Origin of the sequence: Curtobacterium sp. VKM Ac-2889 (assembly GCF_015350855.1) — a bacterium.
In the GTDB taxonomy this organism is placed as follows: Bacteria; Actinomycetota; Actinomycetes; order Actinomycetales; family Microbacteriaceae; genus Curtobacterium; species Curtobacterium poinsettiae.
In genome coordinates this window covers 329,685-353,979 of the sequence record NZ_JADKSC010000001.1, presented here as the reverse complement: position 1 = coordinate 353,979, position 24,295 = coordinate 329,685, and the positions used below count along the sequence as shown (strand labels likewise).

At 72.1% G+C, this 24,295-nt stretch carries 29 protein-coding genes and 1 riboswitch; of the genes, 20 read left to right on the top strand and 9 right to left on the bottom strand.

From position 1 onward, the window contains the following. Window positions 1-14 precede the first annotated feature (14 nt). Both ITJ50_RS01790 and ITJ50_RS01785 read left to right on the top strand, forming a co-directional pair. Complete coding sequence (locus tag ITJ50_RS01790; protein ID WP_017888537.1) at window positions 15-281, top strand: hypothetical protein; 267 nt, start codon at window positions 15-17, stop codon at window positions 279-281. Between the two features lie 218 nt (window positions 282-499). After that, on the top strand, window positions 500-790 hold the full coding sequence (locus ITJ50_RS01785) for a hypothetical protein (RefSeq protein WP_194589796.1): 291 nt from the start codon (window positions 500-502) through the stop codon (window positions 788-790). A 22-nt stretch (window positions 791-812) separates the two neighbouring features. Here the strand turns inward: ITJ50_RS01785 and ITJ50_RS01780 are convergent, their stop codons facing one another. Continuing rightward, window positions 813-1,280, bottom strand: a complete 468-nt coding sequence (locus ITJ50_RS01780; protein ID WP_194589795.1) for an MSMEG_6728 family protein — start codon at window positions 1,278-1,280, stop codon at window positions 813-815. An 88-nt stretch (window positions 1,281-1,368) separates the two neighbouring features. Here ITJ50_RS01780 and ITJ50_RS01775 point away from each other — a divergent pair, with 88 nt between their 5' ends. Further along, the gene (locus tag ITJ50_RS01775) at window positions 1,369-1,965 is read left to right on the top strand and encodes an NAD(P)H-dependent oxidoreductase (RefSeq protein ID WP_056071056.1); all 597 of its coding nucleotides are present in this window, start codon (window positions 1,369-1,371) and stop codon (window positions 1,963-1,965) included. Between the two features lie 197 nt (window positions 1,966-2,162). On the opposite strand, the gene aroQ is transcribed toward ITJ50_RS01775, so the two are convergent. Continuing rightward, a complete protein-coding gene (gene aroQ, locus ITJ50_RS01770) occupies window positions 2,163-2,606 on the bottom strand; it encodes a type II 3-dehydroquinate dehydratase (protein WP_194589794.1) in 444 nt (147 codons plus the stop codon). A gap of 142 nt (window positions 2,607-2,748) precedes the next feature. Here aroQ and ITJ50_RS01765 point away from each other — a divergent pair, with 142 nt between their 5' ends. From ITJ50_RS01765 to ITJ50_RS01745, 5 genes are all read left to right on the top strand, one after another. After that, window positions 2,749-4,419, top strand: coding sequence for a sodium:solute symporter family protein (locus tag ITJ50_RS01765; RefSeq protein WP_194589793.1), 1,671 nt, complete (start codon window positions 2,749-2,751; stop codon window positions 4,417-4,419). 22 nt (window positions 4,420-4,441) lie between these two features. After that, the gene (locus ITJ50_RS01760) at window positions 4,442-4,777 is read left to right on the top strand and encodes a hypothetical protein (RefSeq protein ID WP_017888543.1); all 336 of its coding nucleotides are present in this window, start codon (window positions 4,442-4,444) and stop codon (window positions 4,775-4,777) included. A 176-nt stretch (window positions 4,778-4,953) separates the two neighbouring features. Then, window positions 4,954-5,370, top strand: coding sequence for a VOC family protein (locus tag ITJ50_RS01755; protein ID WP_071252023.1), 417 nt, complete (start codon window positions 4,954-4,956; stop codon window positions 5,368-5,370). Window positions 5,371-5,407: 37 nt separating this feature from the next. Then, a complete protein-coding gene (locus tag ITJ50_RS01750) occupies window positions 5,408-6,028 on the top strand; it encodes a DNA-3-methyladenine glycosylase I (RefSeq protein ID WP_056070577.1) in 621 nt (206 codons plus the stop codon). A 51-nt stretch (window positions 6,029-6,079) separates the two neighbouring features. Beyond that, window positions 6,080-6,760, top strand: a complete 681-nt coding sequence (locus tag ITJ50_RS01745) for a DJ-1/PfpI family protein (RefSeq protein WP_017888546.1) — start codon at window positions 6,080-6,082, stop codon at window positions 6,758-6,760. Between the two features lie 151 nt (window positions 6,761-6,911). On the opposite strand, the gene ITJ50_RS01740 is transcribed toward ITJ50_RS01745, so the two are convergent. Both ITJ50_RS01740 and ITJ50_RS01735 read right to left on the bottom strand, forming a co-directional pair. Then, window positions 6,912-7,382, bottom strand: a complete 471-nt coding sequence (locus tag ITJ50_RS01740; RefSeq protein ID WP_017888547.1) for a GNAT family N-acetyltransferase — start codon at window positions 7,380-7,382, stop codon at window positions 6,912-6,914. Beyond that, window positions 7,379-8,200: a LysR family transcriptional regulator substrate-binding protein gene (locus tag ITJ50_RS01735; RefSeq protein WP_194589792.1), complete on the bottom strand. Its 822-nt coding sequence runs from the start codon at window positions 8,198-8,200 to the stop codon at window positions 7,379-7,381. Before ITJ50_RS01735 ends, ITJ50_RS01740 begins: the two co-directional genes overlap by 4 nt. A gap of 33 nt (window positions 8,201-8,233) precedes the next feature. Between ITJ50_RS01735 and ITJ50_RS01730 the strand changes: the two genes are divergently transcribed. Further along, the gene (locus tag ITJ50_RS01730) at window positions 8,234-8,623 is read left to right on the top strand and encodes a DUF5997 family protein (RefSeq protein ID WP_017888549.1); all 390 of its coding nucleotides are present in this window, start codon (window positions 8,234-8,236) and stop codon (window positions 8,621-8,623) included. 30 nt (window positions 8,624-8,653) lie between these two features. Beyond that, window positions 8,654-9,160: a hypothetical protein gene (locus ITJ50_RS01725; RefSeq protein ID WP_017888550.1), complete on the top strand. Its 507-nt coding sequence runs from the start codon at window positions 8,654-8,656 to the stop codon at window positions 9,158-9,160. Between the two features lie 82 nt (window positions 9,161-9,242). On the opposite strand, the gene ITJ50_RS01720 is transcribed toward ITJ50_RS01725, so the two are convergent. Both ITJ50_RS01720 and ITJ50_RS01715 read right to left on the bottom strand, forming a co-directional pair. Continuing rightward, window positions 9,243-9,692 carry a phage holin family protein gene (locus ITJ50_RS01720; RefSeq protein ID WP_194589791.1) on the bottom strand — a complete coding sequence of 150 codons (450 nt, stop codon included), beginning with the start codon at window positions 9,690-9,692 and terminating at the stop codon, window positions 9,243-9,245. A gap of 177 nt (window positions 9,693-9,869) precedes the next feature. After that, window positions 9,870-11,345 (bottom strand): MFS transporter, encoded by a 1,476-nt coding sequence (locus ITJ50_RS01715; RefSeq protein WP_194589790.1) that lies wholly within the window; start codon window positions 11,343-11,345, stop codon window positions 9,870-9,872. 116 nt (window positions 11,346-11,461) lie between these two features. Here ITJ50_RS01715 and ITJ50_RS01710 point away from each other — a divergent pair, with 116 nt between their 5' ends. Further along, on the top strand, window positions 11,462-12,028 hold the full coding sequence (locus ITJ50_RS01710) for a TetR/AcrR family transcriptional regulator (RefSeq protein ID WP_194589789.1): 567 nt from the start codon (window positions 11,462-11,464) through the stop codon (window positions 12,026-12,028). Window positions 12,029-12,037: 9 nt separating this feature from the next. Further along, a complete protein-coding gene (locus ITJ50_RS01705; RefSeq protein WP_056070596.1) occupies window positions 12,038-12,565 on the top strand; it encodes an Lrp/AsnC family transcriptional regulator in 528 nt (175 codons plus the stop codon). A gap of 43 nt (window positions 12,566-12,608) precedes the next feature. On the opposite strand, the gene ITJ50_RS01700 is transcribed toward ITJ50_RS01705, so the two are convergent. Beyond that, window positions 12,609-13,040 carry a GNAT family N-acetyltransferase gene (locus tag ITJ50_RS01700; RefSeq protein ID WP_194589788.1) on the bottom strand — a complete coding sequence of 144 codons (432 nt, stop codon included), beginning with the start codon at window positions 13,038-13,040 and terminating at the stop codon, window positions 12,609-12,611. Between the two features lie 111 nt (window positions 13,041-13,151). Between ITJ50_RS01700 and ITJ50_RS17225 the strand changes: the two genes are divergently transcribed. From ITJ50_RS17225 to ribH, 5 genes are all read left to right on the top strand, one after another. Then, window positions 13,152-14,489, top strand: a complete 1,338-nt coding sequence (locus tag ITJ50_RS17225) for a hypothetical protein (protein ID WP_194632753.1) — start codon at window positions 13,152-13,154, stop codon at window positions 14,487-14,489. Between the two features lie 87 nt (window positions 14,490-14,576). After that, window positions 14,577-16,115 (top strand): hypothetical protein, encoded by a 1,539-nt coding sequence (locus ITJ50_RS01690; RefSeq protein ID WP_194589787.1) that lies wholly within the window; start codon window positions 14,577-14,579, stop codon window positions 16,113-16,115. A gap of 253 nt (window positions 16,116-16,368) precedes the next feature. Next, window positions 16,369-16,503, top strand: a riboswitch (FMN riboswitch). 94 nt (window positions 16,504-16,597) lie between these two features. Further along, the gene (locus tag ITJ50_RS01685; RefSeq protein WP_042538091.1) at window positions 16,598-17,272 is read left to right on the top strand and encodes a riboflavin synthase; all 675 of its coding nucleotides are present in this window, start codon (window positions 16,598-16,600) and stop codon (window positions 17,270-17,272) included. Next, window positions 17,272-17,961, top strand: a complete 690-nt coding sequence (gene ribB / locus ITJ50_RS01680) for a 3,4-dihydroxy-2-butanone-4-phosphate synthase (RefSeq protein ID WP_017888557.1) — start codon at window positions 17,272-17,274, stop codon at window positions 17,959-17,961. The genes ITJ50_RS01685 and ribB overlap by 1 nt, the downstream gene beginning before the upstream one ends. Beyond that, a complete protein-coding gene (gene ribH, locus ITJ50_RS01675; protein WP_071252031.1) occupies window positions 17,958-18,437 on the top strand; it encodes a 6,7-dimethyl-8-ribityllumazine synthase in 480 nt (159 codons plus the stop codon). The genes ribB and ribH overlap by 4 nt, the downstream gene beginning before the upstream one ends. A 91-nt stretch (window positions 18,438-18,528) precedes the next feature. Here ribH and ITJ50_RS01670 read toward each other — a convergent pair whose 3' ends face one another. Both ITJ50_RS01670 and ITJ50_RS01665 read right to left on the bottom strand, forming a co-directional pair. Continuing rightward, window positions 18,529-18,699 (bottom strand): hypothetical protein, encoded by a 171-nt coding sequence (locus ITJ50_RS01670; protein WP_017888559.1) that lies wholly within the window; start codon window positions 18,697-18,699, stop codon window positions 18,529-18,531. A gap of 66 nt (window positions 18,700-18,765) precedes the next feature. Beyond that, window positions 18,766-19,314 carry a TetR/AcrR family transcriptional regulator gene (locus tag ITJ50_RS01665; RefSeq protein WP_017888560.1) on the bottom strand — a complete coding sequence of 183 codons (549 nt, stop codon included), beginning with the start codon at window positions 19,312-19,314 and terminating at the stop codon, window positions 18,766-18,768. A 155-nt stretch (window positions 19,315-19,469) separates the two neighbouring features. On the opposite strand from ITJ50_RS01665, the gene ITJ50_RS01660 reads away from it, so the two are divergent. From ITJ50_RS01660 to ITJ50_RS01650, 3 genes are all read left to right on the top strand, one after another. Then, window positions 19,470-21,506 (top strand): aldo/keto reductase, encoded by a 2,037-nt coding sequence (locus ITJ50_RS01660; protein ID WP_017888561.1) that lies wholly within the window; start codon window positions 19,470-19,472, stop codon window positions 21,504-21,506. After that, a complete protein-coding gene (locus tag ITJ50_RS01655; RefSeq protein WP_042538087.1) occupies window positions 21,485-22,492 on the top strand; it encodes a LacI family DNA-binding transcriptional regulator in 1,008 nt (335 codons plus the stop codon). The genes ITJ50_RS01660 and ITJ50_RS01655 overlap by 22 nt, the downstream gene beginning before the upstream one ends. Before the next feature lie 213 nt (window positions 22,493-22,705). Continuing rightward, window positions 22,706-24,229: an MFS transporter gene (locus ITJ50_RS01650; RefSeq protein ID WP_017888563.1), complete on the top strand. Its 1,524-nt coding sequence runs from the start codon at window positions 22,706-22,708 to the stop codon at window positions 24,227-24,229. Window positions 24,230-24,295 lie beyond the last annotated feature (66 nt).

The window sequence follows — 24,295 nt, the reverse complement described above, 5'->3', positions numbered from 1 at the left end:
GTCAGAGTGTCGTCATGGCGAACGTGATGGTGGCCCGGACACGACGGGACGACCGCTTCCGAGCGGTGCAGCTCCTGCCGGCGCCGGCCACCCTCGTCGCGCTCGCCCTGGCAGCGCAGCACGACCTCGGCACGGCCCCGCTCGGGCTCATCGCCGTGGTCGGAGCGCTCGCGACCGCCGGGAGTGCCCTGCTCCCGATGGTCCGGCCAGCCGCCGCCCACCGGTCGATGCCTGCACCGACCGAGACGGACCGGTACCGAGAGGACACCGAACACCCTTGAGGTCCACCACCGTGCGGTTCCCCTGAACCGAGCCGCGCGGTGGACCCAGACCGGATGTCGACCCCCTGATCGGCGTCCGGCGCGGGGCGCGACGTTCCCCTGTCGTCGTGTCCCGCCGTACACCGCGATCCCGCCGTGGGTCGACGTCCGCACCCCTCCAGCGGCGTCGGTTCCCCTGCAGCCCACGGCGGGTTCCGGTTCCCCGGTAGCGTCGGTGCATGCCCTCGTACCGCGTGACCCTGGCGATCGGTGCCCTGGCGTCCGGCACGGCCCCGGACGCCGTCCTGCCCGCCGCAGCATCCCTGGTGCGCGAACACGCCGTGGTCGAGGCCGAGGACGTCCGACTGCTCCGCGGTGTGCCGTGCGCCGTCGTGCGCTTCGAGGCCGAGGACGACCGGGCCGCCGCAGCCGTGCGGGACGCCACCATCGACGGGCTGCGCGACGTCGTCGAGATCCGCTCCGACGTGGTCACCCGGCGCGAGGGCGGCCGCTGGATACCGGTCGCCTGACGGTCTGGCGGTCGCCTGACCCTCAGACGGGGTGCGTCGCCGGCTCGGGGGTCCCCGGCCAGACGTAGTCCAGGTCGTCCGGCACGTCGGGGAACAGCTCCCGGTAGTGCTCCGGCGCCTTCTGCACGAGCTTCGACTGGTGCGAGACGTGCAGGGCCTCGTCGTCGTTCCACGGCGGGATCGGCACGTCGCCGCGCTCGTACGCCACCAGGTCCTCCGGCACGCGGCCCAGGTCGAGCAGGGTCTTCTCGAGACAGGTGTCTGCGTACCCGCGCTCGGCCCAGACGCGGCACGTGGCCTCCTGGTACGCCATCAGCGCCGGACGGTAGCCGCGCCACATCGCCGTCACCGGGTGGTGCTGCCAGCCGTAGTCGGGGAGCGTCAGTGCGCGCATCACCTGCAGGGTCTCGACCCGCTGCTTGCCGAGCCGCCGGTCGTCGAGGACCTCGGCGGATGCCCGGAAGTCGGCGTACGGCAGGAAGGTCTGCATGGCGCGGACGCTACCCCGACCGACTGGCACCCGACACATGTCGTCACGAACGTGCCGCCCGCCCCGGCAGCGTGTGAGCATCGACCGCATGAGCGGAGAACTGGTCGTCGGCGTCAGTGGCAGCCCATCGGACCCCTCGCGGACCTCGACCCTGGTCGCGGCGACGGTGGCCCGGTTGGCCGAGGAGATCGACGGCGCCCGGACCGAGACGATCGAGATCGGCCCGCTGCTGGCCGACCTCGGCGCGGCCTCGGGTCGCGAGACGATGTCCGACCGCACCCGCCGGGCCCTCGAGACGGTGGAGGCCGCGGACGTGCTCGTCGTCGGCAGCCCGGCCTTCCGGGCGGCCTACTCCGGCGCATTCAAGCTGTTCTTCGACTGGGTCGGCCAGTACGACCTCGTCGACACCCCGGTGCTCCTCACCGCCACCGGTGGCAGCGACCGGCACGCCCTGCTCGTCGAGCACCAGATGCGCCCGTTGTTCGGCTTCTTCCAGTCCACGACGCTGCCGCTCGGGGTGTTCGGCAACGAGCGGGACTTCACCAAGCGCGAGGGTGGCTACGACATCGCGAGCGTCGACCTGGAGCTCCGCATCGACCAGGCCGTGCGCCGCGCCGTACCGCTGATCCGTGGCGGCTTCGCCACCGCAGGCCTCACCGACGTGCGGCGTCCCGCCGACTTCTGATCCGCGCGCGTGCGCCCCGTCCTTCCGGGCGTACCCGGTGCTTCCGGGTGCCCCTGGTCGGAAGTTCCCATCAGGGATGCCCGGAACCACCTGGCATCGCGCGTGCGATTGGAAGGAACGGGCGCGACCCAGCGTGAGCAGCAGGCGGACGGGAGGCCCGTGGCGGCGCCGCCACGGGCCTCCCGGTCTTCTGTGGGTCAGGCGAGCAGGGACGCGACGTGCGCGACCGCCAGTCGGTAGCCGTCGGCACCCGCGCCGGCGATGACCGCCGTCGCGGCGGTGGCGACGTGGTCGACGTGGCGGAACGGCTCGCGCTTCCACGTGTTCGACAGGTGTACCTCGACGACGGGGACCCACAGGGCCTCCACCGCGTCGTGCAGCGCGACCGAGGTGTGCGCGTACGCGGCGGGGTTGATCACGACCGCGGCGAAGTCGTCGAGCGCCTCGTGCAGCCACTCCACCAGCTCGCCCTCGCGGTTGGTCTGGCGGAAGTCGGCCTCGAGCCCGTGCATCGCTGCCTCGGTGTGCACGATCGCCTCGATCTCGGCGAGTGTCACGGTGCCGTACTGCTCCGGGTCGCGGCGCCCGAGGATGTCGAGGTTCGGGCCGTTGAGGACGAGGATGCGCGACGCGTCGGTCATGGGCCGAGCGTAGCGAACCGGGGGAGCGATGCGCGGCGCGGACGATGCATGCGCGGGCTATGTGAACGGTCACAAACCGGTGTAACGTCTTCGTCCGGGTCGGCAGAGTTGTCGACTGCAACACACTGACGTGGAGATGTGAATGGTTCTCGCTGCAGCGAACGAAGGGATCCGGCTCGACTTGGGCTGGGTCGACTACCTGATGATCATCGTGTACTTCGCGGTCGTCATCGGGATCGGGTTCACCGCCCGCAAGCAGGTCCGGACGAGCATGGACTTCTTCCTGTCCGGCCGCTCGATGCCGGCGTGGATCACGGGCCTGGCGTTCGTGTCCGCGAACCTCGGTGCCACCGAGATCCTCGGCATGGCGGCGAACGGTGCCCAGATCGGCATGGCCACCCTGCACTACTACCTCGTCGGCGCCGTGCCCGCGATGGTGTTCCTCGGCCTCGTGATGATGCCGTTCTACTACGGCTCGAAGGTCCGCTCGGTGCCGGAGTTCATGCTGCGCCGCTTCGGCAAGGCGCCGCACCTGGTGAACGCGATCGCGTTCGCGGTGTCGAACGTGCTCATCGCGGGCATCAACCTGTACGCGATGGCCATCGTCATCGAGGCCATGCTCGGCTGGCCGGAGTGGCTGGCGATCATCGTCTCCGCGGGCTTCGTGCTCGTCTACATCACCCTCGGCGGACTCTCGAGCGCGATCTACAACGAGGTCATGCAGTTCTTCGTGATCATCGCCGGGCTCATCCCGCTGACGATCGTCGGTCTGCACCGCGTCGGCGGGTGGGACGGCCTGTCGAAGGCCATCACCGAGACCCAGGGCGTGCAGCACCTGCAGGCCTGGGCCGGCACCGGCTTCGGTGACGTCACCAACCCCATCGGCGCCAACTGGCTCGCCATCGTGCTCGGCCTGGGCTTCGTGCTCGGGTTCGGCTACTGGACCACGAACTTCACCGAGGTGCAGCGCGCCTTCTCGGCGAAGAACATGTCCGCGGCCCGCCGCACCCCGCTCATCGCCGCGATCCCGAAGCTCTTCATCCCGGCCATCGTCGTCATCCCCGGCCTCATCGCCGCGGCCGTCGTGGGCAACCAGTTCGCCGACGGCACGCTGACCTACAACGACGCGATCCCGAAGCTCATCCAGATGTACCTGCCGACCGGTGTGCTCGGCATCGCCGTGACCGGTCTGCTGGCATCGTTCATGGCCGGCATGGCGGCGAACGTCTCGTCGTTCAACACCGTCTTCACCTACGACATCTGGCAGCGCTACATCCGCCCGAACATGCCCGACCTGCACTACCTGAAGACGGGCCGCTGGGTCACCGTCGTCGGCGTCGTGGTCGGCATCGCGACCGCGTTCATCGCGGCCCAGGCGTCGAACATCATGACCTACATGCAGACGCTGTTCTCGTTCTTCAACGCACCGCTGTTCGCAGTGTTCATCCTCGGCCTGCTGTGGAAGCGCATGACGACGCAGGGTGCGCTGTGGGGCTACGTCCTCGGCATCGTGACCCCGACGATCACCTGGATCGCGTACCTGGTGAACCCCGACCTGTTCGCCACGGCCACCGCGGAGACCCTGTACGGCGCGATCATCTCGTTCGTCACCGTGCTGGTCGTCGGCTTCGTCGTCTCGATGCTGACCAAGCCGAAGGACGAGAAGGAACTCGGCGGGCTCGTCTACGGCATCGGCAAGATCGACCTGCACGGCGACTCGGTCGCGACGGACACCGCCTGGTACCGCTCGCCCGCGCTGCTCGGCACCGTCGCGCTCGTGCTGTGCGTCGTCCTGTACCTCCCGTTCCTCTGATCCGCGAAGGAGACCACTGCTCATGAGTGACACCACCACCCCCGGCGCGATGACCGAGGAGCAGAAGGCTGCCCTGGTCCGCTCCACCCGCCGGCTCGACCTGCGCCGCATCCTCGGCGGCCTGTTCGTCCTGTACGGCGTGATCACCACCATCGTCGGGATCGTGCACTGGAACACCGACCCCGAGAAGACCGGCGGGATCCACATCAACCTGTGGGTCGGGATCTCGCTGCTCGTCGGCGGCGGGTTGTTCTTCCTCTGGGACCGCCTGAACCCCGTGCCCGCCGAGGACATCATCGGCCAGGCCGAGGCCGAGGCACACCAGCGTGCCGCGGGCGAGGGGCGCGAGCTGGCCTGAGCCCGTCTGGCTCGGGCGTCCCCGGCCTGACGCAGAACGACGAAGTCGCTGTCGCACGACAGCGACTTCGTCGTTTCCGCCCTCATCGTCGGACGCCCGTACCGGTTGGTTCCCCCACGAAACGGTTGCGCGCTGATCCAGGTGGGTCCAGGTTGAGCGGAACGAAAGGAACCGCCATGGAAACGATGGTCTTCATCAACCTGCCCGTCACCGACCTCGAGCGCTCGAAGGCGTTCTACGAGGCGCTCGGGTACTCGATCAACCCGGCGTTCAGCGACGACACCGCTGCGTGCGTGGTGGTGAGCGACACGATCTCCGTCATGATCCTGACGACGGCGAAGTTCGCAGACTTCACCGACAAGACGATCGCCGGTCGGGACACGATCGAGGTCATCAACTCGCTCAGCGCACCGTCGAAGGAGGACGTCCACCGTGTCGTCGACGCCGCGGTGGCAGCCGGCGGCACCGAGGACCGCCCGGAGATGGACCTCGGCTTCATGTACCAGCGGAGCTTCACCGACCCGGACGGACACCGCTGGGAGTACGTGTGGATGGACGAGCAGGCGACGCAGGACGATCCGCCCGCCGAGTGAGTCCCGGGGTGTCGGGGGCGCCCGCCAGGATGGTCGCATGAGCACCGAGCCCGTCGACGCCCCGCCCGTGCCCGACCTCGTCACCGGTGACGATGGCCTGGCCCGGCCGGTCTGGGCGTCGTCGGACGACCTGCTGCGCGCCTACTACGACACCGAGTGGGGCATGCCCGTGCGCGATGAACGCGGGGTGTTCGAGCGGCTGTCGCTCGAGGCGTTCCAGTCCGGCCTGTCGTGGCGCACGATCCTGGCGAAGCGACCGGCGTTCCGTGCAGCCTTCGCCGACTTCGACGCCGACACCGTCGCGGCCTTCGGCGAGGACGACGTCGAGCGGCTGATGGCCGATGCCGGGATCGTCCGGAACCGCGCGAAGATCCTCGCGACGATCACCAACGCGAACGCCACGATCGCCCTGCGGCAGGACGGCGGGCTCGCCGGCTTCGTGTGGTCGTTCCGGCCGACGACCACGCCCGAGCCTCGGTCCTCCGCCGAGGTCCCGACGAAGTCGGACGAGTCCCTCGCGCTGTCGAAGGCGCTGCGGAAGCGCGGCTTCACCTTCGTCGGGCCGACGACGATGTACGCCCTGATGGAAGCGCTCGGCATCGTCGACACCCACCTGGTCGGCAGCCACCGGCGCGGGACCTCGGGCGTCTGGAACTGACGGCCGAGCCCACGAGCACGAGAACGAGAGCGCCGGGACTATGGTCACGACATGGCCGACGAGATCCGGATCGCGTTCCTGCTGTTCCCGCACCTGACCCAGCTGGACCTGACCGGTCCGGCCCAGGTGCTCAGCCGCGTGCCCGGCGCGCGCGTCGAGTACGTCGCGGCGACGCTCGACCCCGTGCCGAGCGACTGCGGCCTCGCGCTCGTCCCCACCGTGACGATCCAGGATGCAGGCGCCGCGGACGTGCTGGTCGTCCCCGGCGGTGACGGTGCCTTCGACGCGATGCTCGACCCGGACGTCGTGGCCTTCGTCCGGCGCCAGGCCGAGGACGCCACGTGGATGACGTCGGTGTGCACCGGGGCCTTCGTGCTCGGCGCCGCCGGGCTGCTCGCCGGCCGACGCGCGACGACCCACTGGGCCTCGAAGCCGATGCTCGAGGCCTTCGGTGCGCAGCCGGTCGACGCCCGGATCGCTCGGGACGGCGCCGTCGTCACCGCCGCCGGGGTGAGCGCGGGCATCGACATGGCGCTGTGGCTCGCGGCCGAGCTCGCCGGACGCCCCGCGGCCGAGGCGATCCAGCTGCAGATCGAGTACGACCCGCAGCCACCGTTCGACCACGGATCAGCCGAGCGCGCCGACGCCGTCGTCATTGCCCGGGCCCGTGCAGCAGCCGAGGAATCGCGCGGCGACCGGGTGACCCGCGCCGCCGCAGCCGTCCTGCGCTGACGCGGACCTCCACACGGTCACGAATCCCCGCTGGTCTCCGCCGAGTGGTCACGACACGTCGTTCCGGGCGCGGCCAGCCGACACTTCGTGACCGCTCGGGGCCATGCAGGCGGGGTGTTGTGACCGGCGCCGCGCCCGCGGCCGTCCTGCGCTAGCGCAGCGGCTTCCGCATCTGCGCCGACGTCACCTGGTACCCGAGGGCCGCGTACAGCTCCTGCGCTCCCGTGTTGTAGCCGAACACGTTCAGCCCGATGCTCGTCGCACCGCGTTCGGCAGCGGCGCGGTGCCCGAGCTCGAGCGCGCGACGGGCGTGCCCGCGACGCCGGTGCGCCTCGTCGATCTCGACGTCGAACACCCACCAGTCGGTGCTGCCTGTCGTGAACGGCCCGATCCAGAGCGACCCGACGACGGTGTCGTCCTGGTCGAGGACCTCCCACACCAGGTGGCCGTCAGCGGGGGAGCCGTCCGGGAACCAGCGGTCCCGCGACTGCTGCTCGTTCGCCTCGGCCTGCTCGCGGCTCTCGCCCGCCTGCATCCGCGACTCGACGTACTCGGCCATCGTGCGGTGGAGCCAGGCCGGGAGGCGCGTGGCCGGCATCGCGACGAGCCGCGTGTCGGTCATCGGTTGCCCTTGGAGCCCCGGCTCGGCTTGCCGCGCATCTTGCCGCGTCCGGGCGTGGGCCCCTTGCCGGTGTTGGACTTCTTGCCGGCGCCGGACTTGCCGCTGCCGGGTGACTTCGCCTTGGCCTTGCCGCCGGCGCCGCCGGCGCCGCCGGCGCCCTTGGAGCCCGACGCACCCGACCCGCCGGACCCGCCCGACGCGCCCTTGGCGCCCGAGCCGGCCTTGGCGCCGCCACGAGCCGGACGTGAGTCGTCGTCGCCGTCGCGATCCGGGCCTCCTGGCTGGCGCGAACTGTTGGCGGTCCGCCCGCGCACCACGCCGATGAACTCCTCGGTGGTCTCGGTGGCGTCCTCGTCCCGCCAGACCAGCGCGATGCGCGTGCCCTCGGCGTCCATGAGCGGACGACCGACCAGGTCCTTGCGGCTGGCGGCGCGGAACAGCGACTGGGGGAGCACCACGACGCCGACGTTCGCCTCGACCAGGTCGAGCGATCCGTCGATGTCGGCGGGCACCGGGCCCGCGTCGATCACGTGGACCTCGGCGTCGGCGAGGTCGACCTCGGCGAGTTCGGCGAGGGGGGAGTCCTTGGGCATCGCGACGACGGCCGTCTCGGTCCAGAGCGGGATGGCGTTGTGCCGCTCGGACACGGGCATGCGCGCGAAGACCATGTCAGCCTCGCCCGCCAGCGTGTCGTCGACGTCGTCGGCACCGATCGGCCGCAGCCGGAGCTCGATGGAGGGGAAGCGATCCCGCCAGACACGGGCCCACTTTGCGGGGGAGACCCCCGGCACGAAGGCGATGGTGAGAGCCGCGGTCATGCAGACGAGCATAGGGGCCGTACCCTTGTCCTCATGGCGCAGGAACAGACCATGAAGCCCGAGACGGCTGCGAAGAAGCTCGGCATCTTGCTGACGGCCGCTCCGGAGTCCTTCCAGAGCGCTCCCCTCACGCGGACCGCCTTCGACGAGCTCCGGACCGAACCCCCGACCTGGCTCGAGGACCTCCGACGCGACGGCCCGCACCCGCGACCCGTCGTGGCGCAGAAGCTCGGCATCTCCATCTCCGGCCTGAGCCGCGCGGGGATCGACGACGCGCTGACGACGGCGGACATCAAGACGCTGCTCGAGCAGAAGCCCGAGTGGCTCGTCCGCGAGCGTGCGACGCAGGCCGCCGTGCACGCCGAGAACGCCCGCGTGAAGCAGGAGCGCGCCGCCAAGGCCGCTGCCCGCGCCGAGGACTGACCCCACTCCGCCGCACCGAGGACGCCCCACGTGCACGAGACCGTCGCCGACGCCATGCTGGTCGTGCCGCAGTTCGCGTCCGTGTGCTGCATCGTCGGTGACCGCTACCGGCCGCGTCCGGGCGTGATCGTGCCGGCGGGCGTGATGCTCGTCGCGATGCTCATGCCCGTCGTCGACGCCGGCGCCGTGTGGACCCTGTTCGCCGCCACCCTGCTGCTGTTGCTCGCACCGCTGCCCGTCATGCGTCGACGCCGCGCCGACGGCCGCCGTGCGGAGCCGATGGACGTGCACCGCGCGCTCTCCGCCGTCGTGATGGCGGGGATGCTGCTGATGGGCCACGCCTCGGGCGTCGCCGGTGACCACGCCGGGCACGGCATCGCGCTGTCCGCGGTGCTCGGTGCCGGCGTGATCGGCTACTGCGCCTTCAGTGGCTGGCTGCTCCGGTACGAGTGGGGGCGCGAGGACCGGCGAGCCGTCCGCAGCGGCGAGGTCTTCGCGATGACCGTCGCCGTGGTCGGCATGACCCTGGCGATGTAGCCCAGCCCAGCCCGCGCCGGCAGCAGCGGCTGCGCCGGCAGCGGCAGCGGCTGCGCCGACAGCGACGGCGGGAGCGGGTGCGTCAGTCGCGCGCGGCGCTGTCCGCCGGGGCGTCCGCCGCGTGCGTCACCCGCTGCTTGGCCGCCCGGATCGTGTCCTTCGGCACCGGCGGTACCCCGCGCCGGATCCCGCGCAGGCCGACGACGAACAGGATCGCGGTGACGATCGCGAACGCCGCGAACGTGATCCCGGTCGCCGCCCACAGCGGCAGGGCCAGGGCCAACAGCGCCACCGCGAAGCCCGCCAGTGCGACCAGGGTCGTCAGGGCGAACCCGACGGCCACCCCGGTGAGCACCAGCCCGGTCTTCGCACCGCTGGCGCGCTCGCCGATCTCCCGCCGCGCCGAGGCGACCTCCTCACGTACCGCGCGCAGCACCGGCTCGAGGGCCTTCTGCACGAGTCCGGCGGTCACGGTGTCGCGGAACGACGGCCGGCCGGGTGCGGTGGTGTCGTCGTGGTCGGTGCTGCTCATGAGGGTCTCCTGTCCGGGCGCGGCGGTCCGCGTCCCCTGACAGGAGGCGACCGACCCGATGATCGTCACGCCGCCGCGCGTGCGTGCGGTGCGTTCCCAGGTTGTGCAACGGACGCGGAGGCCCGCCCCGCGTCGACGACGCAGGACGGGCCTGGCGGGGTGGCCGGGTCCACCGCGCTACTCGGTGACCTCCTCGAGGTCGTCGATCCCGCGGGCGGCGGCCGCTGCGCGGCGGGCACGCATCGACGGGGCGACGAGTGCTGCGAGCACGGCCACGACCGCGACCCCGGTGCACGCCCAGAACCCGATCGTGAAGGCGTCGTCGGTCGGCAGACCCTGCGGCGTGCTGTGCGAGGTGATGAGCGCGGCGATGACGGCGGTGCCGACGCTCGAGCCGATGGTGCGGACGACCGTGTTGGCGCTGATGGCCTCGCCGGTCTGGTTCGCGGGGACGCTCTCGATGATCGCGTTCGAGCAGGCGGCCAGGGCCATGCCGATGCCGATGCCGGTCAGGACGCCGGAGGCCACCACCTGCCACAGCTCGGCGTGTGCGACGGCTGGCAGCACGAACGCGGCGACGATGGCGAACCCGCCGATGAGCATCGGCGGCTTCGGGCCGACCTTGCGCACCAGGACGCCGGCGATCGGCCCGGCGACCACCATCATCACGACGGTCGGCAGCAGGAAGAGCCCGGCCTGGGTGACGTCCTTGCCGAAGCCGTAGCCGAGCGCCGTCGGGAGCTGCAGGAGCGTCGGGACGAGGACGAAGGTGCCGAACATCGCGAACCCGAAGACCAGTGCGACGACGTGGGCGGTCCAGACGCCGCGGACGGCGAAGAGCCGCACGTCGATGAGCGGCTCGGCGACCCGCAGCTCGACGAGGACGAACACGACCAGTGCGACGGCGCCGAGGACCAGCAGGCCGATGGTCTTGGCGTCGCCCCAGCCCCAGGTCTCGCCCTCGCTGACGGCGAGCAGGATCGCGACGAGCGACACCGCCAGGACGAACGTGCCGGCCATGTCGAGGCGTCCGGGCTTCCGCACCGGGGACTCCGGCATGCCGAAGACCGCCCCGAGCAGCGCGATGACGACGAGCACGGCGGGGAGCCAGAACAGCCAGTGCCAGGACAGGTGCTCGACGATGGGTCCGGCCGCGACGATGCCGACACCGGCACCGATCCCGAAGATCGCCGACAGCAGACCGATCGTGACGCTGACCTTCTCCTTCGGCAGCTCGTCCCGCACGATGCCGATCGACAGCGGCATCACGGCACCGGCGGCGCCCTGCAGTGCCCGTCCGACGATCAGCACGCCGAGGTTCGGCGCGAGCGCGGCGAGCACGGCCCCGACGAGCAGGATCGACAGCACGACGATCAGGACCTTGCGCTTGCCGATCATGTCGCCGAGGCGACCGAGGATCGGCGTGAGCACCGAGGCGGAGAGCAGGTAGGCCGTGAGCACCCAGCTCGTCGCACTGGTGGAGGCGCCGAGGTCCTGTCCGATGGTCGACAGCGCCGGGGCGACCAGCGACTGCAGGACCGCGAAGGACAGGCCGCCGAGGGACAGGGAGACGATGATCGCCGTGCTGTTCGGCCGGCGCCCGTTCGTGGTGGGGTGCGAGCCGGTCCGTGGGCTCTGCATGGTGTCGGTCATCGTGCTCCGTGTGCTCGTGGTCGATGTAAACAACTGCTGACATCACGAGCGTACGCCGGAACGACCGCATGTCAACGCTTGCTTACATCCCTGTGAGGACCGCTAGGCTGCGCTCCATGAGCAAGGACGCCGCGGCCACCCGACTCCTGCTCGTGCAGGCCGCCCGCCGACGGTTCGCCTTCGACGGGTACCGCGCGACGACCGTGCGCGAGATCGCCGGGGACGCCGGGGTCAACGTCGCCCTGATCAACCGGTACTTCGGGTCGAAGGAAGGGCTGTTCCGCGCCTGCCTCGACCGCGTCGTCCGTGACCTGGGCACCGAGGAGACGAGCGAACAGGGGCTCGAGCGGGCGCTCACGGGGATCATCACCCACATCGTGCGGACGCCCACCGACGACGACTCGCTGCAGCTGATGCTCCTGCTCCGGTCCTCCGGTGACGACGGTGCCGACGCCATCCGCCGCGAGACGCTGCGTCGCTACGCCGAACGGCTCGCGGGCACCGTCGGCGGTGCCGGGTCCGACGCGCTGCTCGTCCGGGCCGAGATCGCGCTCGCGGTGGTGCTCGGGATGTCGATGCTCCGGCAGTCCACCGCGGTGGAACCCCTGGCATCCGCCGCCGACGCCGTCGTGTCGGCGGCGCTCGAGGACGCCCTCCGCGCCCTGCTCGCGCCGCCGCGGTAGCGTCGAGGGGTGTCCGACCGACCCGCACGTCGCCCCGACCCCGCTCCGCGCCTGGACGAGGTCGACGAGCGCATCCTCTGGACCCTCGCCGCGGACGCCCGGATCCCGAACAACCGGCTCGCGGCCGCGGTCGGCATCGCACCCTCGACGTGCCTCGCCCGGGTCCGTGCCCTCGAGGACGCCGGGGTGATCCGCGGCTACCGGGCCGAGGTGGACGTCGCGCGCCTGGGGTTCTCGATCGAGGCGATGGTGTCCGTCCGCGTGCACGCCGCCGCTCGCCACGAACTGCGGGACTTCGCGAAGCGCCTGCTGCGGGTGCCGGTCGTGCAGGACGTGTCGTTCCTGGCCGGGGACAAGGACTTCCTCGTGCACATCGCGTGCGAGTCGACGGAGCAGCTCCGGGACTTCGTCGCCGACGAGCTCAGCGGTGACCCCTCGGTGGCGACGACGCAGACGAACATCGTGTTCGAACGCCTCGTCGCCGACCGTGCCACCCAGGGCCGCTCGTTCGACGAACTGCGGCGCTGGCGGGCCTGAGGCACGAACCCCGCGTCAGGGGCCCCGGGGCAGTAGCTCCGGGTCAGCGCTTCCGCGTCATCGGGATGTGCGGGATGCGGTCCTCGAGGTACTCGTCCCCGGAACGCACGAATCCGAAGCGGCCGTACCACTGCTGCAGGTGGGACTGGGCGCCGAGGGCGATGCTCGGCGAGCGCGACTCGGCGATCGCCGCCTCCATGAGCTGCCCGGCGAGTCCCTGCCCGCGGGCATGCTGCGCGGTGGCGACCCGGCCGATGCGCTCGGTGCCGTCGGGCTCGCGGAGCAGACGCAGGGTCGCGTCCACCGAGCCGTTGCCGGCCCAGAACTGCACCGTCCCCGGCTCGAGGTCGCGGCCGTCGATGTCGCCGTACGCGGCCTCCTGCTCGACGACGAAGACATCCTGCCGGAGCCGCAGGATCTCGTGCAGCGTGACGATGTCCAGGTTGCGGGTCGGAGCGTTGAAGATCGAGACCACGGACGGCCCTTCCTGAGTATTTCTTCCGAAACAGGGTGTGTTCCGGACCGGATCGGCGTACATTGCCGGTCAACCACTCTACGTGCGCAGCCGAGATCAGGAGGTGAGCGCATGGACAACCCGTTGCGCGCACCCTGGCGCGCCGCACTCCGCATCGTCCTGCTGGGCGTCGGGACCCTCGCTGCCCTCGTGCTGCTGTCCCTGCTGCTCGGCGCGCGCCCGGCATCCGCCGCCACGACCGCCCCGGCTGCTGCCGAGCAGCGCGGACTCGTCGGCAACGTGGTCGAGGGCGTCGGTGGCACCGTGCAGGGGGTGACCGGCGAGGTCGGCAAGGTCGTTGGCGGCGTGACGGACCCCGTCCGCAAGGCTGTCGTGCCGGCACCCGCGGCACCGGCACCTGCTCCCGCAGTCCCGGCACCGGCACCGGCACCGGCAACATCGGCGCCTGCTCCCGCAGCCCCGGCGCCTGCCGCGGTCCCCGCCGCACCTGCTCCCGCCGCTCCCGCGCCTGCCGCCCCGGCCCCGTCGAGCCCCGCTCCGGTCGCCTCCACACCGGCTGCCCAGCCGACCACGACCGCCCCCGCGGCCGACCCGGCCACGCGCCCGGTGCGACAGGTCGTCGACCAGGTGACCAGTGCCTCCCGGCCGGTCACCGACACCGTCGCGAACGTCCTGCGTCCCGTCACCGGCACCGTGGAACACGTCACCGGCGCACGCCCCGTGACCGCCGTCGTCGACACCGTCGACGACGTGGTCGGCAGCGTCCCGGTGGTCGGGACGGTCCTCGGCGACGACACCCTCGGCACCGTCACCGGTCCGGTCACGGGCCTGGTCGACGACACGCTCGGCTCGGTCGGCACCACCGTCGGCACCGTCCCCGCCGTGGTCGAGGGCGTCGTCCCGTCCGTCGGCGGCGCCCTGCCAGGAGGCACGGATCCCGTCGTCGACGTCCCAGCACTCCCGGTGGGCGGCGGCTCGAACCCGCCCGCCGGGCCCGTCCCGTCGGCGCCGGTCGCCGACGTCCCCGTCCGGCACGGAACCGCGCCCGCGCAGGGCACCGCGGTGTCCACCGCTCCGGCTCGTGTCGGCACCGGCGACGAATCGGGTGCTCGCTCCGGCGTGTTCGGCTCGCCCGACCACGCCGTTGCGGCGACCCCTGCGGCGCCGGCCGGCCCGGTGCTCGCAGCCGTCGACGTGCAGGACGCGACCCTCGGCGGCCACGCGCTGCTCCTCCCCGCGGACGGCGACGGCCACGGGGTCCCGTTCGACGGCACCGACGCCGGCGTGCTCGGTGGCAGCGCCTCCACGAACTCCGGCGGCGCAGCTGCCGTCGGCATCGTCGGTACGACCGACGACATCGTCTCCCTCGCCGCGGGGTCTCGCGGCACGCTCTCCGACGACGCGGTCCCCGCATCGGTCGTCGGCGAGCACGACGTCGCCCCTGACTGAGATCGGTGCGCCTGCCCGGCACGGCAGGCACGCACACATCCCGGCTGCGTCCGCGGTCGGTGACGATCTCGATCAGGGAGTACGACCATGAACAAGTACGTCTCCAGAGGGCTCTGGTTCGCCCTCTTCGTCGGCGGGCTCACGCTCGGCGGCACGGCTGCGGCGAACGCGGCCACGACCTCGGGTGCCGACGGCACCGTTTCGGGCACCCAGGTGGCGCCCTCCGTGGACGCTCCGGTGTCCCTCGGCGGCAACGCCATCGGCGTGCTCGGTGACGCGGTGTCCACCGTGACCGGCTCGGCCGGGGCTGCCCCGGCCCCGGCGGCTGTTCCGGCGCCCGCCGCCGTGTCCCCGAGCACCTCGGGCGAGGACGGCACACTCTCCGGCACGCAGGTGGTGCCGGACGTCGCAGCACCGGTGACGGTCGGGGGCAACGCCGTGGCCGTCGGCGGCGACGCGGTCTCGACGAGCGCTCCCGCGGCTGCCCCCGCGGCTGCTCCGGCTCCGGCCCCGGCGCCGGTGGCTCCCGCTCCGGCGCCGGCGGCTCCCGCTCCGAGCACCTCGGGGCAGGACGGCACCGCCTCCGGCACCCAGGTCGCCCCGACCGTGACGGCCCCGGTGACGGTGTCCGGCAACGGCATCGGCGTCCTGGGTGACGGCACGTCGACATCGACCGCCCCCGAGGCAACGGCACCGACGACCCCGACGGCCCCGGCCGCCGAGGCCCCGGCAGCGCCGACCACCTCGGGCACCGACGGACTGCTCTCCGGCACCCAGGCGACCGGTCTGGTCGACGTCCCGGTGACGATCGGTGGCAACGGCATCGGCGTCCTCGGTGACGGCAGCTCGACGAGCACGGCTCCGGCCGCAGGCACGACCACGGGCACCGGGACCGCTCCGGCCGCCGGTGGTTCGACCTCGGGTTCGGACGGCACAGCGTCGGGCACGCAGGTCAGCCCGGTCGTCGCTGTCCCGGTCACCATCGGTGGCAACGGGATCGGCATCGTCGGTGACGGCACGAGCACCGGCACGACGGCTCCGGCCACCGGTACCGGCTCCACGACACCGACGACCGGCGGCACGACCTCCGGTGACGGCGGTCTGCTCTCCGGCACGCAGGTGGCCCCCGTGATCAGCCTGCCGGTCACCATCGGTGGCAACGGGATCGGCATCGTCGGTGACGGCACCAGCACCACCCCGGGCACCGGCACCGGCACGGACCCCGGCACCGACCCGGGTACTGACCCCGGGACCGACCCGGGCACGGACCCCGGGACCGACCCCGGCACGGATCCCGGCATCGACCCCGGGACCGACCCGGGAACCGTCCCCACCGGGACGGACCCCGGAACCGGCACCGAGCCCGGCACCGTGACCACCCCCGTGGGTGTGGTCGACGTCGTCGAGCCGACCCGGGCCTCCACAGCGGGCGTGGCGACCACCACGACCGCCGCCACCAGCGGGGTCCGGACCAGCGCCGGGACCGTCGCGGCAGCCGCCGCGGCCGGTGACGGCCAGCCGGAGCTCGCGTACACGGGAGCCGGCTCGCCGGTCCTGCCGGCAGGGTTCGCGCTCCTGCTGCTCCTCGCCGGAGCCGGCACGCTCGTGCTCCGTCGCCGGCACTGACCGCCGGGTGATCGAGGGGCGTCACACCGTGGCGCCCCTCGTCACCCTGCCCGGGGAGACCTCCGGTCACGTCGGCGCATCGGATGCGTGTGCATGTTCCGACGGACCGCTCGTCGATCGACTCGTGGATCGTCGCGGTCTGGACGACGGACACCGCGGACGCCGGACCCGTCCGGGGGGGAGACGCCCGGTTACGACGGCGCTCACGAGCAGAGCGCGGCCGTCAGCGGCCTGGGGTATCGTTCCGACTACGCAAGCGCTCCGGGGTCGGTGGAAATCCGAGCCGGTGGTGACAGTCCACGAACTGACGACGGGTGCGAACCCGCCAGATGTTGACCCGGTGGAAATCCGGGACCGACGGTGAAAGTCCGGATGGGAGGCGCGCTGGGCGGACAGGACGACTCCACGACCCGTGGGGTGCGACCCGTCCGTCGATGCCGACGATCGTCGAACGCCCCCGGAGTCCCGTTGAGAGGACACCAGTGTTCACCGGCATCATCGAGGAACTCGGCACCGTCACCGCCGTCGAGCAGCAGGGCGACTCCGTCGCGCTCACCGTGCACGGCCCCGTCGTCGTGCAGGACGCCCGGCACGGCGACTCGATCGCCACGAGCGGTGTCTGCCTGACCGTCGTCGAGCAGACCCCCGAGACCTTCACCGCCTTCGTCATGAAGCAGACCCTCGACATGAGCGCCCACGGCACACTCCGGGTGGGGGACCGCCTGAACCTCGAGCGCGCTGCGTCGGTCGGCGACCGCCTGGGCGGACACATCGTGCAGGGCCACATCGACGGCACCGCCACGGTGCTCGAGACCTCCGACGGCGACGGCTGGCGGCGTGTGCGGTTCTCGCTCGCGCCGGCGCTCAGCCCGCTCGTGGTCGACAAGGGCTCCGTCGCGCTCGACGGGGTCTCGCTCACGGTCAGCGCCGTCTCCCCGGAGGACACCCACCCCGACGCCGCCTGGTTCGAGGTGAGCCTGATCCCCGAGACGCTCGAGGCCACGACGCTCGGGCTCCGTGTGCCGGGTGACCGGGTGAACGTCGAGACCGACGTGCTGGCCCGGCACGTCCGCCGCATGCTGCGGCTCGACGCCGCGGCGCAGTCCCTCGAGACCGCCGCGCAGCCGCTCGAGACCGCCGGATCGGAGGCCCGGTGATGGTCGCCGAGGCCGGCACCGTCCCGCAGGCGCTCGGCTCGTCGAGCATCGAGACCGCGATCGCGTCGATCGCGGCGGGCCGCCCCGTCATCGTCGTCGACGACGAGGACCGTGAGAACGAGGGCGACGTCATCCTGTCCGCCGAGCTCGCGTCGCCGGAGTGGATCGCCTGGACGGTCGCGCACTCGTCCGGGTTCATCTGCGCGCCGGTCAGCACCGAGATCGCCGATGCGCTCGACCTGCCGCCGATGGTGGCGCACAACGAGGACGTCCGCGGTACGGCCTACACGGTCACCGTCGATGCGGCCGTCGGTGTGACCACGGGCATCAGCGCCCACGACCGCGCCCGCACCCTGCGGGTCCTCGCCGACCCGGACTCGGTGCGCGACGACCTGCACCGACCCGGCCACGTGGTGCCCCTGCGCGCCCGACCGGGTGGGGTCCGCGAGCGCGCCGGGCACACCGAAGCAGCGATCGAGCTCGTCACCGCGGCCGGACTCCGTCCCGCTGCGGCGATCTGCGAGATCGTCGACGAGGACGGCAGCATGATGCGACTGCCGGCGCTCGTCGCACTCGGGGCGCGCGAAGGCGTGCCCGTCATCACCATCGCTGCGCTCGCCGAGTGGCTGGACGCGGCAGACCGGGCGGCGGCAGCGACTGCCGCGCCCACGGAAGGAACGAAACGATGAGCGGAGCAGGCGCGGCGGACCGCGACCAGGTCGACGGCACCGGGATCCGGGTGGCCATCATCGCCGGACAGTGGCACGACACGATCGCTGCGGGACTGCTGGCCGGGGCGCAGCGCGAGGTCGAGCGGCTCGGGGCGACGGCCGACGTCATCCCCGTCCCCGGCAGCTTCGAGCTGCCCGTGGTCGCGAAGACCGCGCTCGGCGCCGGTTTCGACGCCGCGGTCGCGCTCGGCGTCATCATCCGCGGTGGCACCCCGCACTTCGAGTACGTCTCGGGCGCCGCGACGACCGGGCTGACGCAGGTCGCGATCGACACCGGCAAGCCCGTCGGGTTCGGTGTGCTCACCCTGGACGACGAGCAGCAGGGCCTCGACCGTGCGGGGCTGCCCGGCTCCAAGGAGGACAAGGGTGCCGAGGCCGCACACGCCGCTATCAGCACCGCGGTGACGTTGCGGTCGCTGCGCGTCCTGGTCTGAGCCGCTCTCGGCCTGACGCTCCATGCAGAACGGCCCCGCACCGGTGAGGTGCGGGGCCGTTCTGTCTGCGCTCGTCGAGCGGCTGCGCCCGCTAGCGCTTGCCGAACACGTGGATCGGCAGGAAGAAGGAGAGGCTCATCAGGAGCACACCCGCCATGAAGACGAAGGCCTGGCCCGACTCGACCTGGAAGGCGAACCCGAACAGGTACATCGACACCAGCAGCAGCAGGATCGAGAAAACAGCGGCGATGACGCGGCCCACGGGATACCTCCGGGTGTCGACGAGTGGATCGTTCCCCAGTCTATCCCCAGCAGGGGGTGTGCCGGTTCACGCGCCGGGTCGGGTCGCGATCAGACGGTCGACGACGGCGAGCAGGGTCTCCATGTCGACGCTGCCGCGCTTCGGTCGGACCTCGCTCGCGGCCCCGAGTGAGGCCTGGTGGTACAGCCCGTCGCCGAGGAGCTTGACGGCCTGCGCGGTCGGCTCGTCACCCAGGGCGTCGACGAGTGTCGTGAGCCAGGCGTTCTCGGTGTCGTCGAGGGTGCGACCCGCCTCTTCGTAGCCGGCCTGCTGCAGGCGGCTCGCGGCGAGCAGGGCGAGGTCGAGCTCGCTGCCGACGAACAGGCAGTTGCGGACGAAGTAGCGCGCGGCGCCGTCCTCGGCGTCCTGCATGCGCTCGACGTCGATCGCGGACAGGTCCGACAGCCGTTCGCAGAGCCCCTCGACCAGGGCGGCCTTCGAGCCGAAGTGGTAGAGCAGCCCACCCTTCGAGACACCGGCGCGCGCGGCGACGGCGTCGAGGGTGGCGGGGCGCTCGCCCTCTTCGCACACGATGGCGACGAAGCTGTCGAGGACACGGTCGCGGGCACTGGCCATGCCGAGAGTCTAGGAGCAGTTCCCGGGGGCGCGGACGCCAGCACGGCCGCAGTCGCCGTGAACGCTCACGAAGTGCCGTGTGCCCGTTGCTGATCGCGCCCGCAGGGGCTACGGTCAGAGCGACCGTGAAGGTTCACGAGACGACAAGGATCCGCATGTCAGCGCAGACGGCGAACACCGCCACCACTCCGACCCCGACCACCACGGACCGCCCCGGGTGGGCCGTCCTCGGCCCCGGCGGCATCGCCCGACGCTTCCTCTCGCAGCTGCCCGCCAGCGGGGGCGTCCTGGTGGCGGCCGGCAGTTCCTCGACCGAACGCGCACAGGTCTTCGCCGACGAGGCTGCCGGGTACGGGTTCGCCGACGTGACCGCCGGCACCTACGACGAGGTCCTCGCCGACCCGCGCGTCGACGCCGTCTACGTGTCGACCGTGCACACCGGGCACGCCCGGCTCGTGCTCGCCGCACTCCAGGCCGGCAAGGCCGTGCTGTGCGAGAAGCCCCTCGCCGTGAACCACGGCACCGCGATGGCGCTGACCGATGCCGCTCGCCAGGCCGGCCTGCCGCTCGTCGAGGCGTTCATGTACCGCTTCCACCCGCAGACCGCGGCGCTGGTCGACCTGGTCCGCGACGGCGTGATCGGCGACGTGACCCACATCGACGCCTCGTTCGCGTTCCGGACGGGGGAGCGCACGGGGCGGCTGTTCGACGTCGACACCGCCGGCGGCGGGATCCTCGACGTCGGCGGCTACCCGGTGACGATGGCCGCGGCGATCGTGCAGGCCGCCACCGGGGTCGCGGTCGCCGAGCCCGTGGACCTCACCGCCACCGGCACGCTCGGACCGACCGGCGTCGACGAGTGGACGGTGGCGCAGCTCACCTACAAGGGCGGGGTCACGGCCTCGGTCCGCACCGGCGTCTCCGTGCAGGACGACAACGCGGTGTCGGTGTACGGCACGCGCGGCCGCATCGTCCTCACCGACCCCTGGACGCTCGGCGACGACCCCACGATCGAGATCCGCACGGTCGACGAACCCCCTCGTTCGCTTTCTTTCGCGGGAGAGCACCCCTACGCCCGAGAGGCCGACGCCACCACCGACGCCCTGCGTGCCGGTGCGGTCGAGGCAGCGCAGATGACCATCGACGAGACCCTCGCCACCGCGCGCACGCTCGACCGGTGGCGCGCGGCGATCGGCCTGCGCTACCCGTTCGAGGCCGAGTCCGCCGACATCCCGACGGTGTCCGGCCGACCGCTCGCCGTGCAGGACGGCAACCCGATGCGGTACGGCGAGGTGCCGGGGGTCGGCAAGCGGATGTCCCGCCTGGTGATGGGCGTCGACAACCAGCCCGACCTGGCCCACGCCAGCGCGATCTTCGACCTGTTCGTCGAGCAGGGCGGCAACGTCTTCGACACCGGGTACATCTACGGCGGCGGGGTGCTCGAGGGTCGGCTCGGGAAGTGGATCCAGAACCGGGGGATCCGCGAGGACGTGGTCGTCATCACGAAGGGGGCCCACACCCCGCACTGCGACCCGGAGTCGATCACCCGGCAGCTGCTCGAGAGCCTGGACCGACAGGGCACCGACTACGCGGACATCTACATGATGCACCGGGACAACCCGGACATCCCGGTGGGGGAGTTCGTCGACGTGCTCGACGAGCACCGTCGTGCCGGCCGCATCCGCGTCTACGGCGGCTCGAACTGGACCCCCGCACGCTTCGACGAGGCGAACGCCTACGCCCGGGCCAACGGGAAGCACGGGTTCGAGGTCCTGAGCAACCACTTCGGTCTCGCCGAGGCGTACGACGTGCCGTGGGACGGCTGCGAGCACGCGACCGACGCCGCGTCGAAGGCCTGGCTCGAGGAGCGCCAGGTCCCGCTGCTGCCGTGGTCGTCGCAGGCCCGCGGCTTCTTCACCGGCCGCGCGACGCCCGAGGACACCAGTGACGCCGAGCTCGTCCGCTGCTACTACTCGGACGACAACTTCGAGCGGCTCCGGCGTGCACGCGAACTCGGGGAGCAGTTCGGCGTCCCGGCGACGGCGATCGCCCTGGCGTACGTGCTCCACCAGCCGTTCCCGACGTTCCCGCTCTTCGGACCCCGTACGATCGCGGAGGCCCGGTCGTCCATGACCGGCCTCTCCGTCGACCTCACCCCGGAACAGGTGGCATGGCTGGACCTCCGCGCCTGACCCCGGGCGGCCGCGCGACGATCATCGACGTCGCCGCGGCCGCCGGGGTGTCCCGGCAGACCGTCACCCGCGCGATGAACGGCATGTCCGGCATCAGCGCGGCGACCAAGGACCGCGTGCTCCAGGCCGCGGCGGCGCTCGACTACCGGCCGTCGCGGTTCGGCCGCGGGCTCGTCACCGGCGGCGACCACCAGCTCGGACTCGTCGTCAACGACCTGCGGAACCCCTACGCCCCCGCGCTCGCGTCGGCGGTGCTCGGCCTGGCCGCCGCTCGCGGGTGGAACGTCATGCTCGCGGACGTCGGGCTCGCGAGCGACTCGGACCGGATGGTGGAGTCCCTCGGCGCGCAGACCGACGTCGTGATCGGCTACCTCGGGTCCCGGGCGCCGGAGTGGATCGAACGGCTCGGCTCGGTCCCCGTCGTCGAGCTCGACCCCTCGGGCCCGGTGACCCGCGCCGCGGTCCGGATCGACCCGACCGCCGCGATCGAGGACCTCGCCGACCACCTCGTCGACACCGGGGTGAAGCACCCCGTCGTGCTCGACGCCGCCGCCGACGGTGTGCCGAGCCAGCGGGGGGAGCGCATGGTCGCGGCGCTGCGGCACCGCGGGTACCTGCCCGACCTCGTCATCGCGTCCGTGCCCACCGCCGAGGCCGGTGCCGAGCAGACCGAGCGGATCCTCGCCGAGCACCGCCGTGTGGACGCGGTCCTGGCGTTCAACGACGTGCTGGCCCTCGGCGTGCTGTCGGCGTGCCGTCGTGCCGGCGTCGACGTCCCCGGTGACGTCCGTGTGGTCGGTGTCGACGGCCTGCCGCTCGGGACGCTCGTCGCGCCGACACTCACCACGCTGGCCGTCGACCTGGACGAGGTCGCCGGCCAGGCCCTCGACCTCGCGCTCGGCATGCTCGCGGGCGAGCTGCCGCGCTCCGGCGCAGCCGTGGAGCGCACGGTGCGACACCGGTTGCTGCTCCGCGAATCGGCGTAGGTCCGAGAACGCGACCAGAGGACGGCCCGACGGCAGACGGCACGACCGCCACGGGCCTCCCGGCCGTCGTCAGTTGCACTTGCAACCAAAACCGTCCGGACGGTACACTAACGGAGTCCTGACGGGGCGCGTGTCCATCCCGCGTCCCGTCTCGTCTGCCCCACGTACCACCCGCCGTCGACCTGGTCCGGCTCGAAGTCCCAGGAGTCCGCCGTGTCCGCACTGCTCACCAGCCCCGTCGCCACCCGCGTCACCGGGAGCCGCGCCCGACGGTTCCTGGCGCTCGCCGTGCTCATGCTGCCGGTGCTGCTCATCTCGGTGGACAACACCATCCTGAGCTTCGCGCTGCCGTCGATCAGCCGCGCGCTGAACCCGGACGCCACCACGCAGCTCTGGATCGTGGACGCGTACCCGCTCGTGCTCGCCGGACTGCTCGTCGTCATGGGCAGCATCGGCGACCGGATCGGCCGCAGACGGATCCTGGTGATCGGCGCGACCGGCTTCGCCCTGTTCTCGGTGGCCGCGGCCTTCGCGACCGACGCCTGGATGCTCGTCGCGGCACGGATCGCGATGGGGGTCTTCGGCGCGATGCTCATGCCCGCCACGCTGTCGATCATCCGCAACGTGTTCGTCGACGCGGGGGAGCGGCGGATGGCGCTCGCCGTCTGGTCGACGATGTTCGCCGCCGGCAACGCGCTCGGCCCGCTCGTCGGTGGCGCCCTGCTCGCGCACTTCCACTGGGGCAGCGTGTTCCTGGTCGCGGTGCCGATCCTCGTGCTCATGCTCGTCGGTGTGCCGTTCTGCGTGCCGGAGTCCCGCGACCCGCTGCCCGGACCGGTCGACCTGCCGAGCATGTTCCTGTCCCTCGGAGCCCTCGCACCGATCGCCTGGGCCATCAAGTCCGTCGTGCACCCCGAGGAGCGGGGGCTCGCGATCGCCATGCTCGCCGTCGGTGTCGTCTGCGGCATCGCGTTCGTCCGCCGGCAGCTGCGGTCCCGCACGCCGATGCTCGACCTGCGGCTGTTCCGCAGCACGGCCTTCACCGGCAGCGTGCTGATGAACCTGGCGGCGATGTTCTCGCTCACCGGGTTCCTGTTCTTCATCGCCCAGCACCTGCAGCTCGTGGCCGGGCTCGATCCGTTCGCGTCCGGCGTCGTGCTCATCCCGGGGTCGGTGCTGACCATCGTCGCCGGGCTCGCGGTCGTGCCGGTCGTCGCCCGGGTCGCACCGCGGTGGGTCGTGTCGGTGGCGCTGCTGTTCTCGGCGGCGGCGTACGCCCTCGTCGCGGTCCTCGGACACCACGCGTCCATCGCGGCCCTGGCGTTCGCGTTCGTGCTGCTCGGCATCGGCATCGGGGCGTCCGAGACGGTGACGAACGACCTCATCATCTCGACGGCCCCGGCGGACAAGGCCGGTGCGGCATCGGCGATGTCCGAGACGGCGTACGAGATCGGCGCCGTGCTCGGCACCGCGGTCCTCGGCACGATCCTGGCGACGACCTACCGGGCGCACGTCGTGGTGCCCGACGGGTTGTCCTCGTCGGCACACGTCGCGGCACAGGAGACCCTCGGTGGCGCGGTCGCCGCGGCCGGTCAGCTCGGTGGTGGCGCCGGGCAGGCACTGCTCGAGTCGGCACGGGCGGCGTTCGACTCCGGCGTGACGATCACCGCGGGCGTCGCGGCGGTGCTCATGGTCGTGGCGGCAGCGGGTGCGCTCGTCATGCTCAAGCGCCGCTGAGCGGGCGCGGAGTCGTCGCCACGGCGCGCCCGGCCGTCCCCGAACCTGTGAATCGTTGACCTCAAC

What these genes read in the sequence shown, in the direction of transcription:
- ITJ50_RS01660 (WP_017888561.1), top strand. Translation starts at nt 19,470, where the DNA reads ATGTCAGCGCAGACGGCGAACACCGCCACCACTCCGACCCCGACCACC.
- ITJ50_RS01785 (WP_194589796.1), top strand. Translation starts at nt 500, where the DNA reads ATGCCCTCGTACCGCGTGACCCTGGCGATCGGTGCCCTGGCGTCCGGC.
- ITJ50_RS01710 (WP_194589789.1), top strand. Translation starts at nt 11,462, where the DNA reads ATGAGCAAGGACGCCGCGGCCACCCGACTCCTGCTCGTGCAGGCCGCC.
- ITJ50_RS01775 (WP_056071056.1), top strand. Translation starts at nt 1,369, where the DNA reads ATGAGCGGAGAACTGGTCGTCGGCGTCAGTGGCAGCCCATCGGACCCC.
- ITJ50_RS01780 (WP_194589795.1), bottom strand. Translation starts at nt 1,280, where the DNA reads ATGCAGACCTTCCTGCCGTACGCCGACTTCCGGGCATCCGCCGAGGTC.
- ITJ50_RS01665 (WP_017888560.1), bottom strand. Translation starts at nt 19,314, where the DNA reads ATGGCCAGTGCCCGCGACCGTGTCCTCGACAGCTTCGTCGCCATCGTG.
- ITJ50_RS01765 (WP_194589793.1), top strand. Translation starts at nt 2,749, where the DNA reads ATGGTTCTCGCTGCAGCGAACGAAGGGATCCGGCTCGACTTGGGCTGG.
- ITJ50_RS01655 (WP_042538087.1), top strand. Translation starts at nt 21,485, where the DNA reads ATGGCTGGACCTCCGCGCCTGACCCCGGGCGGCCGCGCGACGATCATC.
- ribH (WP_071252031.1), top strand. Translation starts at nt 17,958, where the DNA reads ATGAGCGGAGCAGGCGCGGCGGACCGCGACCAGGTCGACGGCACCGGG.
- ITJ50_RS01715 (WP_194589790.1), bottom strand. Translation starts at nt 11,345, where the DNA reads ATGACCGACACCATGCAGAGCCCACGGACCGGCTCGCACCCCACCACG.
- ITJ50_RS01760 (WP_017888543.1), top strand. Translation starts at nt 4,442, where the DNA reads ATGAGTGACACCACCACCCCCGGCGCGATGACCGAGGAGCAGAAGGCT.
- ITJ50_RS01750 (WP_056070577.1), top strand. Translation starts at nt 5,408, where the DNA reads ATGAGCACCGAGCCCGTCGACGCCCCGCCCGTGCCCGACCTCGTCACC.
- ITJ50_RS01720 (WP_194589791.1), bottom strand. Translation starts at nt 9,692, where the DNA reads ATGAGCAGCACCGACCACGACGACACCACCGCACCCGGCCGGCCGTCG.
- aroQ (WP_194589794.1), bottom strand. Translation starts at nt 2,606, where the DNA reads ATGACCGACGCGTCGCGCATCCTCGTCCTCAACGGCCCGAACCTCGAC.
- ITJ50_RS01690 (WP_194589787.1), top strand. Translation starts at nt 14,577, where the DNA reads ATGAACAAGTACGTCTCCAGAGGGCTCTGGTTCGCCCTCTTCGTCGGC.
- ITJ50_RS01735 (WP_194589792.1), bottom strand. Translation starts at nt 8,200, where the DNA reads ATGACCGCGGCTCTCACCATCGCCTTCGTGCCGGGGGTCTCCCCCGCA.
- ITJ50_RS01755 (WP_071252023.1), top strand. Translation starts at nt 4,954, where the DNA reads ATGGAAACGATGGTCTTCATCAACCTGCCCGTCACCGACCTCGAGCGC.
- ITJ50_RS01740 (WP_017888547.1), bottom strand. Translation starts at nt 7,382, where the DNA reads ATGACCGACACGCGGCTCGTCGCGATGCCGGCCACGCGCCTCCCGGCC.
- ITJ50_RS01745 (WP_017888546.1), top strand. Translation starts at nt 6,080, where the DNA reads ATGGCCGACGAGATCCGGATCGCGTTCCTGCTGTTCCCGCACCTGACC.
- ribB (WP_017888557.1), top strand. Translation starts at nt 17,272, where the DNA reads ATGGTCGCCGAGGCCGGCACCGTCCCGCAGGCGCTCGGCTCGTCGAGC.
- ITJ50_RS01790 (WP_017888537.1), top strand. Translation starts at nt 15, where the DNA reads ATGGCGAACGTGATGGTGGCCCGGACACGACGGGACGACCGCTTCCGA.
- ITJ50_RS17225 (WP_194632753.1), top strand. Translation starts at nt 13,152, where the DNA reads ATGGACAACCCGTTGCGCGCACCCTGGCGCGCCGCACTCCGCATCGTC.
- ITJ50_RS01730 (WP_017888549.1), top strand. Translation starts at nt 8,234, where the DNA reads ATGGCGCAGGAACAGACCATGAAGCCCGAGACGGCTGCGAAGAAGCTC.